Origin of the sequence: Kutzneria kofuensis (assembly GCF_014203355.1) — a bacterium.
GTDB classification, from domain to species: Bacteria; Actinomycetota; Actinomycetes; order Mycobacteriales; family Pseudonocardiaceae; genus Kutzneria; species Kutzneria kofuensis.
The window spans coordinates 4,867,822-4,884,960 of the sequence record NZ_JACHIR010000001.1 but is presented as its reverse complement, the minus strand read 5'-3'; the positions used below and the strand labels follow the sequence as shown (position 1 = coordinate 4,884,960).

Sequence of the window (17,139 nt, the reverse complement as noted above, 5' to 3'; positions counted from 1 at the left end):
AGCGTAAGTGGTCGGGTTTCGGGGCTCACGCCCAGGTCCGGCTACTTGTCGCCGGACTCGGCCGGCGAGTGATCCTCATCGCCGTCGGCCTCGTCCTCGCCGTCATCGAGGTCGTCCTCGGCGGCCAGTTCGGCGTCCGCCTCGGCCTCGAGTTCGGCGACGATGTCGTCCTCCGGATCGTCCTCGAAGTCGGCCTCGTCCTCGAACTCGTCCTCGGGTTCCTCGTCGAGGTCCTCGACGTCCTCTTCACCGTCTTCGAGGTCGGCCGGCTCGTCCGCTCCGGGTTCCTGGTCGGCGGCGAGGTCTTCGGCTTCGGCGTCGGTCTCGGGATCGACTTCGGCGACGGCTTCAGGTTCGGTTTCGGGAGCGGTCTCGGGTTCTGGATCGGGTGCGCCCACCGGTGGGCCGGCTTCCGGAACCGGGCGCACGTTCCGCGCCTGCCTCGGACCGGCGAAGAAGGCCACCAACCCGCCCGGGATCAGCACCCAGCCGAAGGCCACCGCGCCGACCAGGCCGGCTGGCACCGTGACCGGGCTGAACACGCCGCCGCCGAGCCGTCCGCCCGTCAACGCCGCGAGCAGGAACGCCACCCCACCGACCATCGCCGCCGCGACGGCGATGCCGCGCAGCCGGGCCAGCGGGCGTGGCGCGATGCGTCGGCACGCCCAGCCCAGGAACACGCCGACGACGAGCGGCGCGAGCATCAGGCCGAGCAGCGTCCGGCTCTGGTGCGCCGGCACCGCGGCGAACAGCGGCACCGCCGGCACCTTCGCGATCGTCAGATGCAGCGGGGCCACCGAGTACGTGCCCATGGTGAAGCCGGGCCCCATGGCGAAGGCCAGCGCCGCCACGATGGCGTTGGGCAGGTACGCGACCGCCAGCAGGAACATGCCGAACTCGCTGCCGAGCTCCGAACCGCTCTGCTCGAAGATGGTTGTCGCCGTCGTCCAGTGCGTGACCAGGCCGAACGCCAGCACGAGCGCGCCGGCCGCGGACATCGCCGCCACGCCGATCGCCCCGGCGCGCAGGCCGCGCAGCACCACGGGATCCACCCGCGACAGCGCCGCGTCCAGCAGGCAGCACCGCCGCGCCACGCCGACCGTCGCCGCCAGCGCCGACAGCGCGCCGCAGCCGAAGAACGCCGCGGGCGGGCTCGCCGTCACGGGACCGTCGCGCAGCACCAACGCGATCGTCAAACCCACTACGGCGTGCGCCGCCGCGATCGGGAACACCACCAGCCGTGCCTGCGTCGGCTCGTGCAGGTGCAGCCGTCCCGCCGCGCGTGACGCGGAGCGGGCGACCATCAGCATCAGCAGCGCCGTCGGCAGCAGCGGCAGCACCGCGAACGAGTGCGTGCCCAGCCCCAGCGGCACGTGGTGTGCCGCCAGCCAGCCCGGGACCGCCGCGAGCAGCACGCCCGGGGCCGAGAGCTGGATGTTGGACGCCGAGGCGACGACCACCGCGAGCACCGTGGCGACCATCGCGTAGCCGCCGACGATCGGCGCGACCGCGGCGTAGGCCAGCACGCGCACCCGCGCCTGGCGGGACCGGGCCGGGCGCCGGGCGGGCGCGGCGGGCCGGCGCTGTGTGGACTGGAGGACCGGCACGGTCCCACTTTGGCATCAACGCTGAGCCGTCCGAGTGAGCGCCACGCAGGGAAGGGGGCATTCCTGGCGTTAGCGCCGGGAATGCCCCCTTCGAAGGACATCAGCTCCGCGGCATCAACTCTGCGGGGCGGTGAAGCCGCCGGGCGGGGTGCCGGGTTGCTGGCCCTGCTGCTGGCCCTGCTGCTGGCCGCCGGGGGCGGACGGCGGCGGCGCCGGCTGGCTGAACTGGCCGGGGTGGGACATGAACTGGGTCGGCTGCGGCGCGGGGGCCTGCTGCGGCTGCTGCGGCGCACCGAACTGACCCTGCTGGCCGGGCTGGCCGGGCTGGGGCACGACCTGCGTGGCCTGGCCGAAACCGGGGCCGGGCTGGCCGAACGGCTGCTGGCCGGGCTGCGGCTGCGGGAAGCCGCCGGTCTGCGGGCTCCACTGGCCGGGCTGCGGCGGCTGGTACGGCTTGGGCGCCGGTGCGCTGATGAAACCGGCCTCGACGAGGTAGCCGCCGACGGCCGCGGCGGCGGTCAGCACGCCGAGGATGAGCAGCAGGTAGGCGCCCCAGGCGGTCGCGCCGGCGGTGAACACCGTGAACAGCAGCGGCAGCGTGACGGCGACGGCGACCAGGCCGGGCAGCAGGCCGGGCTTGGTGGGCTTGCCGGGCAGCAGCACCTGGGCGGACAGGCCGCCGGCGATCAGGTAGAGCGCGGGGATCCAGCCGAGGCCGGCGGCGTAGCTGGACACCGACGGCGCGAACGAGAAGAAGCCGGCCACGAGGACAAGCACCGACAGTCCCGCGGCGGCCATGTGCAGGAGCTTGTCGAGCTCCTGGGTCGCCGCCGGCTTGGCCGGGGTCGGTGCCGGGCCACCGGAGGGGAAGGTCATGGGTGTGCTCTCCCTTGGTCTGGACGGCGCGCGTGGACAAAACGCTATCGGATTCACTCGGTAGGACGTACGCCGACCACGGCCGGTTCTCCGGATCGGCTGAGAAATACCAGTGGGTGGGTGGGATGACGTGCCAGTGGGTGGGGGGATGACATGCCAGTGGGCGGGTGGGCGGGGATGACATGACTGTGGGGCGGCCCGCAGCAGCGGACCGCCCCACAGGGCGCAGCTCAGAGCGCGGCGATGATCTCCCGCATCAGCTGGGCGGTCTCGCTGGGCGTCTTGCCGACCTTGACGCCGGCGGCCTCGAGGGCCTCCTTCTTGGCGGCCGCGGTGCCGGCGGAGCCGGACACGATCGCGCCCGCGTGGCCCATGGTCTTGCCCTCGGGCGCGGTGAAGCCGGCCACGTAGCCGACGACCGGCTTGGTGACGTTGTCCTTGATGAAGGCCGCGGCCCGCTCCTCGGCGTCGCCGCCGATCTCGCCGATCATCACGATGGCGGCGGTCTCGGGGTCGTTCTGGAACGCCTCGAGCGCGTCGATGTGGGTGGTGCCGATGACCGGGTCACCGCCGATGCCGATCGCGCTGGAGAAGCCGAACTCCCGCAGCTCGTACATCATCTGGTACGTCAGCGTGCCGGACTTGGACACCAGGCCGATCTTGCCGGGGCCGGCGATGTCGGCCGGGATGATGCCGGCGTTGGACTTGCCGGGGCTGATGATGCCGGGGCAGTTCGGGCCGATGATCCGGGTCTTGTTGCCGGTGGCCACGGCGTGCGCCCAGAACGCGGCGGTGTCGTGCACCGGGATGCCCTCGGTGATCACGACGGCCAGGCCGATCTCGGCGTCGATGGCCTCGATCACGGCGGCCTTGGTGAAGGCCGGCGGCACGAACACGACGGTGACGTCGGCGCCGGTGGTCTCGATGGCCTCCTTGACGGTGCCGAACACCGGCACCACCTGGCCGTCGAAGTCGACCTTCTCGCCGGCCTTGCGCGGGTTCACGCCGCCGACGATGTTGGTGCCGGAGGCGAGCATGCGCTTGGTGTGCTTCATGCCCTCGGAGCCGGTCATGCCCTGGACGATGACCTTGCTGTCCGCGGTGAGGAAGATCGCCACCGGTCACACCCCCGCAGCTGCGAGCTCGGCGGCCTTGTCGGCCGCGTTGTCCATCGTGTCCACCACGGTCACCAGCGGGTGGTTCGCCTCGGCGAGGATGCGGCGACCCTCGTCGACGTTGTTGCCGTCCAGCCGGACGACCAGCGGCTTGGTCGCCTCGTCGCCGAGGATCTCCAGCGCCTTGACGATGCCGTTGGCGACGGCGTCGCAGGCGGTGATGCCGCCGAAGACGTTGACGAAGACGCTGCGCACGTCCGGGTCGCCGAGGATGATCTCGAGGCCGTTGGCCATCACCTCGGCGGACGCGCCGCCGCCGATGTCGAGGAAGTTCGCCGGCTTGACGCCCTTGTGCTTCTCGCCCGCGTAGGCGACGACGTCCAGGGTGGACATGACCAGACCGGCGCCGTTGCCGATGATGCCGACCTGGCCGTCCAGCTTGACGTAGTTGAGGTGCTTGGCCTTGGCCTTGGCCTCCAGCGGGTCCTCGGCGGCGTGGTCGACCAGCTCGGCGTGGGTGCCGTGGCGGAACGCGGCGTTGTCGTCGAGGGTGACCTTGCCGTCGAGGGCGACGATCTTGCCCTCGGGGTCGCGCACCAGCGGGTTGACCTCGACCAGGGTGGCGTCCTCACCGACGAAGGTCTGCCACAGCTGCACCAGCACCTCGGCCACCTGGTCGGCGACCTCGGCCGGGAACCTGCCGGCGGCGACGATCTCGTCGGCCTTGGCCCGGTCCACACCCTTGATCGCGTCCACGGGGACCTTGGCCAGCGCCTCGGGGCGCTCGACGGCCAGCTGCTCGATCTCCATGCCGCCCTCGGCGGAGGCCATCGCCAGGAAGGTGCGGTTGGCCCGGTCGAGCAGGAAGGAGACGTAGTACTCCTCGGCGATGTCCGAGGCGGGGGTCACCAGCACCTTGCGGGTGATGTGGCCCTTGATGTCCAGCCCGAGGATGGCCTCGGCCTTGGCCTGGGCGTCGTCGGCGGTGTCGGCCAGCTTGACGCCGCCGGCCTTGCCGCGGCCGCCGGTCTTGACCTGCGCCTTGACGACGACGGTCTGGCCGAGCTGCTCCGCGATCGCGCGAGCTTCCTCGGGGGTGGCGGCCACGGAGCCCGGCAGCACCGGTACTCCGTGGGCGGCGAAGAGGTCCTTCGCCTGGTACTCGTACAGGTCCACTCGGGTCTCCTGCGACGTCGGTGTCGGACGTGGCCGCGCGCTAGGTCAATGGGGCGCTCAACACCCGAGAAAACCACTGGACAACGGCCTCGCCCGACCTTATCGGCCTGCGGAACCGCAGGCGCACGCGGGAGCGGTGACGTCACTTACAACGGCCGTGAGGTCAATCACGGACCGTCCGCGAAGGCCGCGCCGGCGCCTGGAGCGGTTGGGGCATTTCGGGCGCCGCCACCCGAAGCAACCCACCGCCGAGCCGATGCGGCGCTCGAAATGCGGCAAGCGAAGGCGCCGGCTTAGAGCGGCCGAGCCCCGCGCGGCACGCGCGGCATGGACACAGCCAGGATGCCGCCGGCGGCAAGGACCAGAGTGCAGCCGACGGCGAGCCAGGTCCCCAGCGCGGGGGCGGAGCCGGCGACGCGACCGCCCGTGAACGCGAACTCCAGGGCCCGCACCACCGCCACCCCGGCGGCGCCGAACAACAATGCCGCGCCCCGCGACGGCCGGGACCGGGCGGCGAGCGCGGCGGCGACGATCACCGCGACCAGGGCGACGACCGAGCCGGTCGAGGCGATACGGAACGTCCACAGGCCGGCGGACTCGTAGTCCGGGCCGGTGACGGCCGGGAATCCGAAGGCCCCGACGGCCAGCAGCGCGGCCAGCCCGGCGACCCAGCCGAGGACGGGTCGACCCTCCAGTTCGGACAGGTCGACGTCCTCCCGCTCGGAGGCGCCGGCCAGGGTCGCGATGATCACGGCGACCAGCGCCAGCAGCACGGCCAGCGCCCCGAACCAGACGCCGGCGCCGGGCGTGGCCTTGCTGGTGATCACGCCGGTCGCCGACAGCACGTTGTCGAAGCCGCTGGCCACCGCCAGCACGATGCCGGCGCAGGCGACCGAGAACGCCGGCCGCACCAGCGCCGCCCAGGCCGGCACCAGCAGCCCGACGGCGAGCACGCCGACCAGCACGCTGGCCGGCGTGAGCAGCCGGATCGCATAGTTCTCGGGCACGGCGGCGTCGTTGGGCAGGGACAGCAACGGCAGCGCCACCGCGACCAGACCGGACACGGCCGCGAGCAGGCCGACGATGCCGGCCCCGAGGTGCAGGTTGCCCCGACCGGGCAGGTCGACGTCCTGGTCGAGGGACTTCTCCCGCCGTCCCACCGAGACGAACGCGAACGGCACCAGCAGCGCGATGCCGACCAGGGCGATCCACGGCCCGGTGGACGGGTGCAGCTCGGCGAGCACGTAGCCGGCGACGGCCGGCGGCAGCCCGACCACCAGCGCGGCCAGGCCGACGCCGAGGATGCCGCCGCGGACCGTGTCGGCGTCGCCGGAGCTCGCCGCGACGGCCGCGCCGACCGGCATCACCAGCGCCACCAGCAGGCCGCCGACCAGGGCCAGCGCCGGCGAGTCGAACACGCCGTCGGCGGGCAGCAGCGGATTGCTGGACGAGAACGGGGCCATCACCAGGCCGATCGCGATCAGCAGGCCGAGCGCCGCCGCGCCGACGACCAGGCCGCGTCGCGGCTCGTCCTCGGCGGGCCGGTCGCGGTCGCGGGCGAGGACGCCGGCCACCACCGTGACGACAAAACCGAGGATGAGCAGCCACAACCCGAACGAGGCGTTCGGCGGCACGGTCCCGGACACGGCGACGAGGTCCGGCCGCGAGACCCGGCTGGCGTCCACGGCCAGCTGCACGGCGGCGACCGCGCGGCCCACGGACACGGCGGCGAACACCACCAGCAGCGCGCTCGCGGCGGCCGGCCGGCGGTTGCCGACGAAGATCACGGCGGCGACCGGCGGCACCAGCGCCAGCACGGCCGCGAGCGGCCAGGACGTGTAGCCGGCGGGGGCGTCCACCACGCCGATGACCAGGCCGACGATCTGGAGCACGGCCCCGCCGGCGGCGACCCCGATCGCCGGCCACAGGCTCGTGTCCAGCGGTTCCGGATCGCTTTCGGGCGCGCTCGCGCGGGCAGCCCGCCTGTCGGCGAGACGTGGGTGTGGGGACCTCGGCCGCTCACTCACGGGGGCGAACCTACAACACGGCGCGGAAGGGCACGGTGTAGCGAGGAGATGACTAATCGTGAACCGGTATGTATCGCGAAAGTTGCACAGTTAATTTACCGTCACCTGTATGGGTAACGGCGTGCTCGGTCGACTGGCCAGCACCCTCCGGGGTGTTGCCGTCGAATCGGCATGGCTGGCCGCGCACGCCGCACTCTACCCCTGGGGTGCAATGGCGGAACGGCTCCACCCGGACGGACCGTACGTCCACTACCGGACCGACGCCCTCTCGCCGACCGCCCGCGGACTGCTGGTTTCGGCGATGGACGCGGCGGGCACCCCGATCCTGCTGCTGCACGGAATAGGGGACAACCGCTCCGTGTTCGCGGTACTGGGAGCCGCGCTGCGCCGACGGGGTTTCGGGGTGGTGCACGCGGTGAACTACAGCGTGCTGACCGCCGTGACCGGGGACGTGCGGACGGCCGCGTCGATGTTCGGCGAGCAGGTCGAGCAGGTCTGCGAGCTGACCGGGTCCGACCGGGTGCACGTGGTGGGGCACTCGCTCGGCGGGCTCATCGCGCGCTACTACGTGCAGCGCCGCGGCGGGGACGAGCGTGTCGACACGCTGGTCACGTTGGGCACGCCGCATCGGGGCACGGTCGCGGCGTACCTACTGCCGACGGGGCTGGCGCGGCAGCTGCGGCCGGGGTCGCCGCTGCTGGCCGAGCTGGACGAGCCGGCACCCGACTGCCGGACCAGGTTCATCTCGGTGTGGACGCCGAGCGACCAGATCGTGCTGCCCCAGTCCAACGCCCGGCTGACCCACCCGGACCTGGACATCGAGGAGCACTGCCTGCGTGATGTCGGTCACTGGGCCCTGCCCGTGGACTCCCGCGCGTCACGCCTCGTCGCCAATTCCCTCGTGCGTGTGCACGACCGTCCGTCCGAACGGGCTACCAGCCAGTACACCCCTCTCCGCACATTGCCGGTCACGCACGGTCATAGCGCCTCGTCCGAGCTCTCAAGCTGAAACTCGTTCGGGCGAGGCCCCCTACCAGGGCTTGCCCCTAGGGGATCGACTTCGTTACCTTCTCGCGGTCCGTTGTCACGGTCTGATCACGTACGCGACACGCGGCCGCCACCCCGAAGCGGCCGCCCGGGAACCCCGCCCGGCTCGCAGTGATCGGGCTCCCCGAGGCGGAAGGGCAGGCTTTGACGCAGTACCGCTCCCCCGGCGGCTCGAAACGCTCCACCGCGCCAACCCCGAGGCGTGACGAGCACAGCGAGATCACCCGGGTGCCGACCCCGCGCACCCGCGGCTCCCACCGGCTTCCCCCGCCGCCGTCCGCGCTGCGCGGCCGCGTCGCAGTGGCCGCAGTCGCGCTCGGCGCGTTCACCGCCGCCGCGTACGGCGGCACGCTGACCCCTTCGCAGCAGCACACCACCGACGGCATCAAGCCGCTGGCCGACGCCCGTGAGGCCAGTGCCGCCTTCGGCATCGGCGGCGACGCCGTCGGCGCTCCCGAGGTGCTGCCCATCCAGCGCGGTGTCGACGCCGCCAGCGAGGCGCAGAAGCTCACCAACTCCGAGAAGATCACGGCCGACCTGGCCGCCGCCGCTGCCGCCAAGTACGCCGAGGAGCACCGGCCGCTGTTCGTGAAGCCGGCGGAGGGTGTGCTCAGCTCCGGCTTCGGCGGCCGCTGGGGCGCGTTCCACTACGGCATCGACATCGCCAACGTGATGGACACGCCGATCGTGGCCGCCGCCGACGGCGTGGTCATCGACGCCGGCCCGGCCAGCGGCTTCGGCCTGTGGGTGCGGATCCGGCTGGCCGACGGCACCATCAACGTGTACGGCCACATGGACACCTTCTCCGTGCACGTCGGCCAGCACGTGCAGGCCGGCGAGGAGATCGCCAAGATGGGCGACCGCGGCGAGTCCACCGGCGTGCACCTGCACTTCGAGGTCTGGAACCCGCAGGGCAAGAAGATCAACCCGCTGCCGTGGCTGAACGCCCGCGGCATCACCCTGTAACCAGACCCACGGCGAGACCCACGATCACCGCGCTGGAGACCAGCGCGGTCGCCAGCCGGCCGCGCGGCCCGGCCAGGGCCTGGCCCAGCAGCGCGCCGCCGCCGGCCAGCAGCAGTTGCCAGCTGGCCGAGGCGGCGAAGGCCGCCAGCACGAACACGGCCCCGTCGCCGGCGGTCGGGCCGCCGAGCACCAGCGCGGTGAAGTAGATCAGGGTCATCGGGTTCACCAGCGTGATGCCCAGCAGCGCGGCGTAGGCCCGCACCGGATCCGTCAGCTCCCGGCCCGAGACCTCCTGTGGCCGTCGATAGCTCGTGACGGCCTTGACCGCGCCCCGGATCGCCAGCACGACGAGCACCGCCGCCGAGGCCCAGCGCAGCGGCGTCGTGATCGGCTGGACGACCGGCGCCAGCGCCGAGCCGCCGAGCGTGGAGATCAGCGCGTACAGGCCGTCGGCAGTTGCGACGCCCATGGCCGCCGCGGCGCCGACGCGAAGCGACGTCCGGGCCGTGAGCGCCATGAGATAGGCCCCGACCGCGCCGACCGGGATGGCGATGCCATAACCGGCGACGAGCCCGGCGACCAGTGCCGCGCTCACGTGCGGGGCGGAGTCGACCCTCCCCGGCCACGCCGCTGCTGCTGGCCCCGCCCCGCGACAGCGGAGTGGGACAGGGTCAGCACGGAAGCAGTGGTCATGCGTCGATTGTCGGCACCGTGGCAACCGATTTCGCCGACGATCACAAAGTCCACTATGGACCGATTACACCACAAGCAATTCCCGACAGTAGAGTCTACTTAGGACGCTACGGCTTTGGCGGCGGCAAGGCCCTGCAGACCTTGGTCCACGGCGTGCCGGTGGCCGATGCGGCGGGCGATGGCCACGGCGTCGGCGAAGGCGCCGACGGACTCCTCCTGCCGGCCCATGGCCAGCAGCGTCCCGCCGAGATCCTGCAGAACCGTGTTCTGCGCGTAGAGGTCCCCGAGCTGACGGAAGATCGTCAGCGCCGAGCGACAGCAGTCCAGCGCGTGCTGGAGTTCGCCCAACTCAAGGTACGTCTCGCCGAGCCCGCGCAGCAGATCGCCCTCGTGCCAACGACTTCCGGCGATCCGGGCCAGCCCGAGCGCCCGGCGGTAGTGCGCGAGGGCGTCGCCGATCATGCCGCTGCCTCGGTACGCCTCGGCGAGGTTGCTGAGGGTGCTCATCTCCCGGTGCGTGTCCTCCGGCCCGTACTCGACGGCCGGCATCTGCCGCAGCGCGACGACGGCGTCGGCCTGCCGGCCGAGGTGCGCGCTGGCGGCGGCGATGCAGCTGAGCGACAGCGCCTCGCCGATCGGGTCGTTCATGGCCCGGGCGGCGGCGGCCGACACCCGGGAGAAGGCGATGAGCTGGTCGAAGTCGCGGCGCAGCCGGTGGTACTCCCACACCACGACGCCCAGCCGCCACGCGTCCAGGTGCCGCCCGGCCTCGTCGGCCATCCGGTCCAGCGCGCCGAGGTTCTCGCTCTCGGTGTCGAACCACTGCAGCGCCTGCAGGTAACCGGCGAACGGCAGCGGCGCGCACTCCCGCGGCGGGTCGCCGATGGGCATGTCGTTGGCCTGCCCGCGCAGCCCGTTGTCGGCGTTGCTGGCGGTGTAGAGGTACCAGTCGGTCATCCGCTCGACGGCCAGCGACCGGTCCCGCTCGTCCTCGCCCTGCTCGACCTCCTCGGCGGCGTACACCCGCAGCAGGTCGTGCAGCCGGTAGCGGTCGCGGTCGACCTCGCCGAGCAGGTGCCGGTCGGTCAGATCGGTGAGCAGCCGCCGGGTCATCGGCACCGGCAGCCCGGTCAGCGCGGCGGCGGCCGGGGTGCTGAACTCCGCGCCGGGGTGCAGGCCGAGCAGCCGGAACACGCGGGCGGCGTCGGGCTTCAAGGCGTGGTAGGACCAGGAGAACACGGCCCGGACCGCGGTCGACTCGTCGTCGTCCGGGGCGAGCACGTCCAGCCGGTCCCGCTCGTTGGACAGCTCGCCGGCCAGGTCGGACATCATCAGGTGCGGGTGCGTCGCCGCCCGGTCGCCGGCGATGCGCAGCGCCAGCGGCAGGTTGCCGCACAGCCGGACCAGGTCCTGGACCGCCCGCGGCTCGGCCTCCACCCGCTTGCGGCCGAGCATGCCGACCATCAGCCGGACGGCGTCGTCGGTGCTGAGCACGTCCAGGGTGATCCGGCGGGCGCCGTCACGGGCGACCAGCCCGCTCAGCCGGTTGCGGCTGGTGACGATCACCGCGCAGGACGGCGATCCGGGCAGCAGCGGCCGAACCTGATCGGTGCTCGCGGCGTTGTCAAGTACGACCAGAATGCGCTTTCCGGCGACGAGGCTGCGGTACATGCCGGCCTGGTCGTCGAGGTCGGCGGGCACCTGCCGGGCCGGCACGCCGAGGCCGCGCAGCAGGTAGCCCAGCGCGTCCACCGGCATCAGCGGCGGCAGCTTCGGGTCGAAGCCGCGCAGGTTGACGTAGAGCTGCCCGTCCGGGAAGCGGTCGGTGATGCGGTGCGCGTAGTGCACGGCCAGCGCGGTCTTGCCGATGCCGCCGGCGCCGTCGATGGCGGAGATCAGCACCGAGTTGGACGTCTCGTCCAGGAACCGGTCCAGCTCGGCGATCTCGGCCGCGCGGCCGGTGAAGCCGGGCACGTCGTGCGGCAGCTGCGCGGGCACCGGGCCGCTGACCGGCTCGGCGGCCGGGCGGGCCGGCTGCGGCGCGGCCAGCTCCGGGTCGTTGCGCAGGATCTTGCCGTGCAGCCGGCGCAGCTCGGGGGACGGCTCGATGGCCAGCTCCTCGGCCAGCACCCGGCGGGCGTCCTGGTAGGCCTCCAGCGCGTCGGCCTGCCGGCCGCAGCGGTAGAGCGTGATCATGAGCAGTCCGCGCAACCGCTCCCACAGCGGGTGCTCACGGACCAGGGCGGGCAGCTCGGCGGCCAGGTCGTGGTGCCGGCCGAGGTCCAGCATCAGGCTGGCCCGCTCCTCGATCACCAGCAGCCGCAGCTCGTTCAGCCGCGGCCGCTCCTGCTCGACGTAAGGACAGGACAGGCCGTCGAACGGGGTGCCGCGGAACAGCGACAGCGCCGCGTCGAGCTCGGCGGCGGCCTGCTCGGGGTGCCCCTCGCCGCGCAGCAGGCGGGCTCGTTCGCGGTGCGCGTTGAGCGCGCTGACGTCAAGGTTGTCGGGATCCATCCGGAGCAGGTAGCCGGGGCCGGCGTTGACCAGCATCGTGGACGGCGCCCGATGCGTCCGGTTCGGCTCCAGAGCGCGGCGCAGGCCGGCCACGTAGGTGTGGACGCTGCCCTCGGCGCTGGCCGGGGCCTGGTCGCCCCACAGCGCCGTGATCAGCTCCGACCGCCCGACCATCCGGTTCGGGCTGAGCGCGAGCAGGCCGAACAGGGCGCGCTGCATCGGCGCGCCGAGCTCCAACTCGCGGTCCCCGGCCCAACCCCGCACCGGGCCCAGGAGGGCGACCCGGAGGACAGAACCCGGGACATCGTTGTCAGACATCCAGCTTCCTCCCCAGCCCGGCCGGACGGTTGTTCGGTCGGGGTCGTACCCCCGCCGTCATTCTTCCTGGTACACGGACAAGAGGGAACAGTGGCGACGCGTCAAGATGTGATTTGGTCCATATAAGGCGCGGATTGGTCCACATCGACCGGCTGGCAGGTCCACAGCAGCGTGCCGTTGCGGCGCACCGTCAGCTGGTATGCCGCCAACCGGGAGCCGACCGCGTACGCCTCGACCTGCGGCGCGGGCTCGCCCGCGGCGGCCAGCGCCTGCTGCGCCCGCGCGGTCAGCGCGACCACGTCCACCTGCTCGCCGGCCTGGATGAGGTAGACCCGCTTGGGGGCCGGCCAGGGCGAGCCGTCGATCGGCATCCGCCAGGCCCGCCAGACGCCGTGCACGCCCGGGTAGTCGGTCACCACGTCGACCACGGCCTCGTCCAGCCGGTCGTCCCCGGACCAGCCGCCGTCCACGAACGTGAACGGCAGCGCGGCCGGCCAGCGCGCCGGCTCGACGCCACGGACTGCGACAGGATCGTGACCGCCCGTCACCAACGCGTCGACCAAGGTGCGGTGGTGAACGGCCGTCACCGGAACGTGTAGATGGACAACGGCGAAGGCGACCGCTCGGGCCACGTCGACGAAGCGGCCCTCGGCCAGCCAGAACCGGGCGGCGGTGAGCAGTTCGTCGGAGAGGTGGCCGGCACAGGCGGCGAGAACATCGGCGAGTTCGGGCAATCGCGCCCGTTCGGCGGTGGTCCGGGAGAGCGTGGCGGCGGCATCCTCGACGACCAACAGGCTCCTCCTGCTCGCGCGGGGGACTGCGGCCAGCCTACTGGAGACGATCCCAGGTCAACCAGGAACTTCCCAGCCCCGGGCCTCGAGAGTGTGCCCGAACGGGGCGATCCGATGCCCGTTCTTACCTTGCCGCGCTCGCCCGATCGGGTGGACTTCGAGAAAACCGCTGGTCAGCACTTTCTCTACGACATGGAGGCGTCGTGAAGATCCTCTGAAGAAGGTCGTTGCACAGTGTGTTCCTGGGGGTACACAGCGAGGAGGACACACCATGGACAGAGTGTGGGTAGCCGTCCACGCGGGCGATCCGATCACCCTGGCCGGCGCGATCAGCTGCCTGCGGGCGCGGGCCGAGCTCCAGGTGGTGCCGGAGCGCAGACTGTCCGAGGCCCAGGTGTTCGTGGTGTGCGCGGACGCGGTCAACGCTGACGTGATGGGGTTGCTGCGGCGGACCGCCGAGTCGACGCCGGTCAAGATCGTCCTGGTCACCGACCGGTTCCACGACGCGGACCTGTTGGCGGCGGTGGAGTGCGGCGTGGTCGCGGTGCTGCCGAAGGCGGCGGCCAGCGGCGAGCGCCTGGTGCACGCGGTGCTGGCGGCCAAGCGGGGCATGGGGGACATGCCGCCCACGCTGCTCGGCTCGCTGCTCGCGCAGGTGGAGCGCCTGCACAAGGAGGTGCTGCGGCCCAACGGCCTCACCGCCTCCGGGCTCGCCCCGCGCGAGATCGACGTGCTGCGCCTGATGGCCGAGGGCTGGGACACCGCGCAGATCGCCACCAAGCTCTCCTACTCGGAGCGCACCGTGAAGAACGTGGTCTACGCGGTCATGAACCGCCTCGGCCTGCGCAACCGCCCGCACGCGGTCGCGTACGCCATGCGGTCGGGTGTGATCTGAAGGGGCAAGACGCTTGAATCTTGACCGTGCCGGCCACCTCCAAATACGGTGGCCGGCACAAGTACATCCTCGCTGTTCACACCGTGCGGGAGAGACCTGTCGATCGCGGGCAGGCGCCGAAGGAGCAAATCCTCCCCGGAATCTCTCAGGCCCCCCTACCGCTCGGGACAGGCGACTCTGAAAAGCAGGCGTGCCCATCGCGCCTCGCCCAAGGGGAAAGCCGGCTCGCCGGTGAAACTCTCAGGCCCATGACAGAGGGGGAGGCTCACTCCACCACACGAGGGGTCTCCTGATGGGCACCGACATCCGCCGCACGCCGCTGCACGACGTGCACGAGCGCCTCGGCGCCAAGTTCACCGACTTCGCCGGCTGGCAGATGCCGCTGCGCTACACCGGGGACGTGGCCGAGCACACCGCCGTACGCACCGGCGCCGGCCTGTTCGACCTCACACACATGGGCGAGATCCTGCTGTCCGGCCCGCAGGCGGGCCAGGCGCTGGACTACGCGCTGGTCGGCCACGCCTCCGCGATCGGCGTCGGCCGCGCCCGGTACACCATGATCTGCGCCGACGACGGCGGCATCCTGGACGACCTGATCGTCTACCGCACCGGCGAGCAGGACTACATGGTCGTCGCCAACGCCAGCAACGCCGCCCTGGTGGCGGGCGAGCTGGTCGACCGGGCCGAGGACTTCGACACCGAGGTGCGCGACGCGTCCACCGACTACGCGCTGATCGCCGTGCAGGGGCCGAACGCCGTCAGCCTGCTGGCGCCGCTGACGCCGACGGACCTGTCGACCGTCAAGTACTACGCCTCCTACCCCACCACCGTCGCCGGCCGGCCCGCGCTGCTGGCCCGCACCGGCTACACCGGCGAGGACGGCTTCGAGCTGTTCGTGGCCCCGGACGACGCCGAGGCGGTGTGGACCGCCGTCGCCGACTCCGGCGAGATCCTCCCGTGTGGACTGTCCTGCCGTGACACGCTGCGGCTGGAGGCGGGCATGCCGCTCTACGGCAACGAGCTGACCACCGAGCTGACGCCGTACGCGGCGGGCCTGGGCCGGGTGGTCAAGCTGGACAAGCCCAGTGACTTCGTCGGCCGCGCCGCGCTGGCCAAGGCCGCCGGCGAGACGCCGGCCCGCAAGCTGGTCGGCCTGGTCACCGAGAGCCGCCGCGCGCCGCGGCACGGGTACCCCGTGGTCGACCCGGCCGACGGTGCGAGGATCGGCGAGGTCACCAGCGGCGCGCCGTCGCCGACGCTGGGCCATCCGGTCGCGATGGCCTACGTCGACGCCGACCGCGCCGTGCCCGGTTCCGCGCTCGCCGTCGACATCCGGGGCACCATCACCCCGGTCGACGTCGTCGAGCTGCCGTTCTACCGTCGTTCTTCCTGAGAGGCCCCGAGCATGAGCACCGTCCCCGACCACCTGAGGTACACGGCCGAGCACGAGTGGGTGTCGGTCTCCGACGGCATCACCCGTGTCGGCATCACCGAGTACGCCGCCGAGCAGCTCGGCGACATCGTCTACGTGCAGCTGCCGGAGTCCGGCGCCGCGGTCACCGCGGGCGAGCCGTGCGGCGAGCTGGAGTCCACCAAGTCGGTCAGCGACCTGTACGCGCCGGTCAGCGGCGAGGTCGTGGACGTCAACCCGGCCGTCGTCGACGACCCGGCCGTGGTCAACAACGACCCGTTCGGCGAGGGCTGGCTGTTCACCGTGCGGGTGGACGGCGACCCCGACGGGCTGCTGGACGCCGACGAGTACACCGCGCTGATCCAGGAGGACGGCGAGTGACACCGGTCGAGCTGACCGCGTCGCTGGCCGAGCTGGATCCGGAGGTCGCCGCGGCGGTGGCCGCGGAGCTGGGTCGGCAGCGCGGCACCCTGGAGATGATCGCCTCCGAGAACTTCGCGCCGCTGGCGGTGCTCCAGGCGCAGGGCTCGGTGCTGACCAACAAGTACGCCGAGGGCTACCCGGGCCGGCGCTACTACGGCGGCTGCGAGCACGTGGACGTCATCGAGCAGCTGGCGATCGACCGGGTGAAGGCGCTGTTCGGCGCGGAGCACGCCAACGTGCAGCCGCACTCGGGCGCGCAGGCCAACGCGGCGGCCATGATGGCGCTGCTGGACCCGGGCGACACCATCCTCGGGCTGGACCTGGCCCACGGCGGGCACCTGACGCACGGCATGCGGCTGAACTTCTCCGGCAAGCTGTACAACGTCGTCGCCTATCACGTCAGCGAGTCCGACTACCACGTGGACATGGCCGAGGTGGAGCGGCTGGCCAAGGAACACCGGCCGAAGCTGATCATCGCCGGCTGGTCGGCGTACCCGCGGCAGCTGGACTTCGCCGAGTTCCGGCGGATCGCCGACTCGGTGGGCGCCTACCTGATGGTGGACATGGCGCACTTCGCCGGGCTGGTGGCGGCCGGGCTGCACCCGAGCCCGGTGCCGCACGCGCACGTCGTCACCACCACCACGCACAAGACGCTCGGCGGCCCGCGCGGCGGCGTGATCCTGTCCGAGCAGGCGCTGGCCAAGAAGATCAACTCGGCGGTGTTCCCCGGTCAGCAGGGCGGTCCGCTGGAGCACGTGATCGCCGCGAAGGCGGTCGCGTTCAAGGTGGCCGCGAGCGAGTCGTTCCGGGAGCGGCAGCTGCGCACCCTCACCGGCGCGCGGATCCTGGCCGAGCGGTTGCTCGGTGACGACGTCGTCGCCGCCGGCGCGACCGTGCTCACCGGCGGCACGCAGGTGCACCTGGTGCTCGTCGACCTACGCAAGTCCGAACTGGACGGGCAGCAGGCCGAGGACCGGTTGCACGACATCGGGATCACCGTCAACCGCAACGCGGTGCCGTTCGATCCGCGGCCGCCGATGGTGACATCGGGCCTGCGGATCGGCACCCCGGCGCTGGCCGCGCGCGGGTTCGACGACGAGGCCTTCCGCGAGGTGGCCGACATCGTCGCGCGGGCGCTCACGCCGGAGTTCGACGCGACCGCTCTGCGGGCCCGGGTGGTGGCGTTGACCGAGCGCTTCCCGTTGTACCCCACCATCCCCGCCTGATCAGCTCAGAGTTTGCTCGGAAGGGGGCATTCCTGGCGTTGGACGCCAGGAATG

Annotated in this window: 14 protein-coding genes and 2 riboswitches; of the genes, 6 read left to right on the top strand and 8 right to left on the bottom strand. The window is 72.2% G+C overall.

Features of this window, described 5'->3' with window-relative positions:
• Window positions 1–41: 41 nt before the first annotated feature.
• The 5 genes from BJ998_RS22735 to BJ998_RS22715 form a co-directional block, all read right to left on the bottom strand.
• Window positions 42–1,607 carry a cell division protein PerM gene (locus tag BJ998_RS22735; RefSeq protein WP_184864628.1) on the bottom strand — a complete coding sequence of 522 codons (1,566 nt, stop codon included), beginning with the start codon at window positions 1,605–1,607 and terminating at the stop codon, window positions 42–44.
• 114 nt (window positions 1,608–1,721) lie between these two features.
• The gene (locus BJ998_RS22730; RefSeq protein ID WP_184864626.1) at window positions 1,722–2,483 is read right to left on the bottom strand and encodes a DUF5336 domain-containing protein; all 762 of its coding nucleotides are present in this window, start codon (window positions 2,481–2,483) and stop codon (window positions 1,722–1,724) included.
• Between the two features lie 230 nt (window positions 2,484–2,713).
• Window positions 2,714–3,601, bottom strand: coding sequence for a succinate--CoA ligase subunit alpha (gene sucD, locus BJ998_RS22725; protein WP_184864624.1), 888 nt, complete (start codon window positions 3,599–3,601; stop codon window positions 2,714–2,716).
• 3 nt (window positions 3,602–3,604) lie between these two features.
• Window positions 3,605–4,774, bottom strand: coding sequence for an ADP-forming succinate--CoA ligase subunit beta (gene sucC / locus BJ998_RS22720; protein WP_184864622.1), 1,170 nt, complete (start codon window positions 4,772–4,774; stop codon window positions 3,605–3,607).
• A 293-nt stretch (window positions 4,775–5,067) separates the two neighbouring features.
• Window positions 5,068–6,801 (bottom strand): hypothetical protein, encoded by a 1,734-nt coding sequence (locus BJ998_RS22715; protein ID WP_184864620.1) that lies wholly within the window; start codon window positions 6,799–6,801, stop codon window positions 5,068–5,070.
• Between the two features lie 109 nt (window positions 6,802–6,910).
• Here BJ998_RS22715 and BJ998_RS22710 point away from each other — a divergent pair, with 109 nt between their 5' ends.
• Both BJ998_RS22710 and BJ998_RS22705 read left to right on the top strand, forming a co-directional pair.
• Window positions 6,911–7,810, top strand: coding sequence for an esterase/lipase family protein (locus tag BJ998_RS22710; RefSeq protein ID WP_184864618.1), 900 nt, complete (start codon window positions 6,911–6,913; stop codon window positions 7,808–7,810).
• Window positions 7,811–7,992: 182 nt separating this feature from the next.
• On the top strand, window positions 7,993–8,814 hold the full coding sequence (locus BJ998_RS22705) for a M23 family metallopeptidase (RefSeq protein ID WP_184864616.1): 822 nt from the start codon (window positions 7,993–7,995) through the stop codon (window positions 8,812–8,814).
• Here the strand turns inward: BJ998_RS22705 and BJ998_RS22700 are convergent.
• From BJ998_RS22700 to BJ998_RS22690, 3 genes are all read right to left on the bottom strand, one after another.
• Entirely contained in the window at window positions 8,804–9,409 is a 606-nt protein-coding gene (locus BJ998_RS22700) for a LysE family transporter (RefSeq protein WP_184864614.1), read from the bottom strand. The two genes, BJ998_RS22705 and BJ998_RS22700, sit on opposite strands and share 11 nt — an antisense overlap.
• A gap of 197 nt (window positions 9,410–9,606) precedes the next feature.
• On the bottom strand, window positions 9,607–12,339 hold the full coding sequence (locus tag BJ998_RS22695) for an AfsR/SARP family transcriptional regulator (RefSeq protein ID WP_184864613.1): 2,733 nt from the start codon (window positions 12,337–12,339) through the stop codon (window positions 9,607–9,609).
• A gap of 101 nt (window positions 12,340–12,440) precedes the next feature.
• On the bottom strand, window positions 12,441–13,130 hold the full coding sequence (locus tag BJ998_RS22690; protein ID WP_184864612.1) for a hypothetical protein: 690 nt from the start codon (window positions 13,128–13,130) through the stop codon (window positions 12,441–12,443).
• A 271-nt stretch (window positions 13,131–13,401) separates the two neighbouring features.
• Between BJ998_RS22690 and BJ998_RS22685 the strand changes: the two genes are divergently transcribed.
• The 4 genes from BJ998_RS22685 (at window position 13,402) to glyA (ending at window position 17,085) form a co-directional block, all read left to right on the top strand.
• On the top strand, window positions 13,402–14,025 hold the full coding sequence (locus tag BJ998_RS22685) for a helix-turn-helix transcriptional regulator (RefSeq protein ID WP_043721691.1): 624 nt from the start codon (window positions 13,402–13,404) through the stop codon (window positions 14,023–14,025).
• A 76-nt stretch (window positions 14,026–14,101) separates the two neighbouring features.
• A riboswitch (glycine riboswitch) is annotated at window positions 14,102–14,196 on the top strand.
• Window position 14,197: 1 nt separating this feature from the next.
• Window positions 14,198–14,287, top strand: a riboswitch (glycine riboswitch).
• A gap of 30 nt (window positions 14,288–14,317) precedes the next feature.
• The gene (gcvT, locus tag BJ998_RS22680) at window positions 14,318–15,418 is read left to right on the top strand and encodes a glycine cleavage system aminomethyltransferase GcvT (RefSeq protein WP_184864611.1); all 1,101 of its coding nucleotides are present in this window, start codon (window positions 14,318–14,320) and stop codon (window positions 15,416–15,418) included.
• A gap of 12 nt (window positions 15,419–15,430) precedes the next feature.
• Window positions 15,431–15,817: a glycine cleavage system protein GcvH gene (gcvH, locus tag BJ998_RS22675; RefSeq protein WP_184864610.1), complete on the top strand. Its 387-nt coding sequence runs from the start codon at window positions 15,431–15,433 to the stop codon at window positions 15,815–15,817.
• Window positions 15,814–17,085 carry a serine hydroxymethyltransferase gene (gene glyA, locus BJ998_RS22670; RefSeq protein ID WP_312890277.1) on the top strand — a complete coding sequence of 424 codons (1,272 nt, stop codon included), beginning with the start codon at window positions 15,814–15,816 and terminating at the stop codon, window positions 17,083–17,085. Before gcvH ends, glyA begins: the two co-directional genes overlap by 4 nt.
• The last annotated feature ends 54 nt before the right edge of the window (window positions 17,086–17,139 follow it).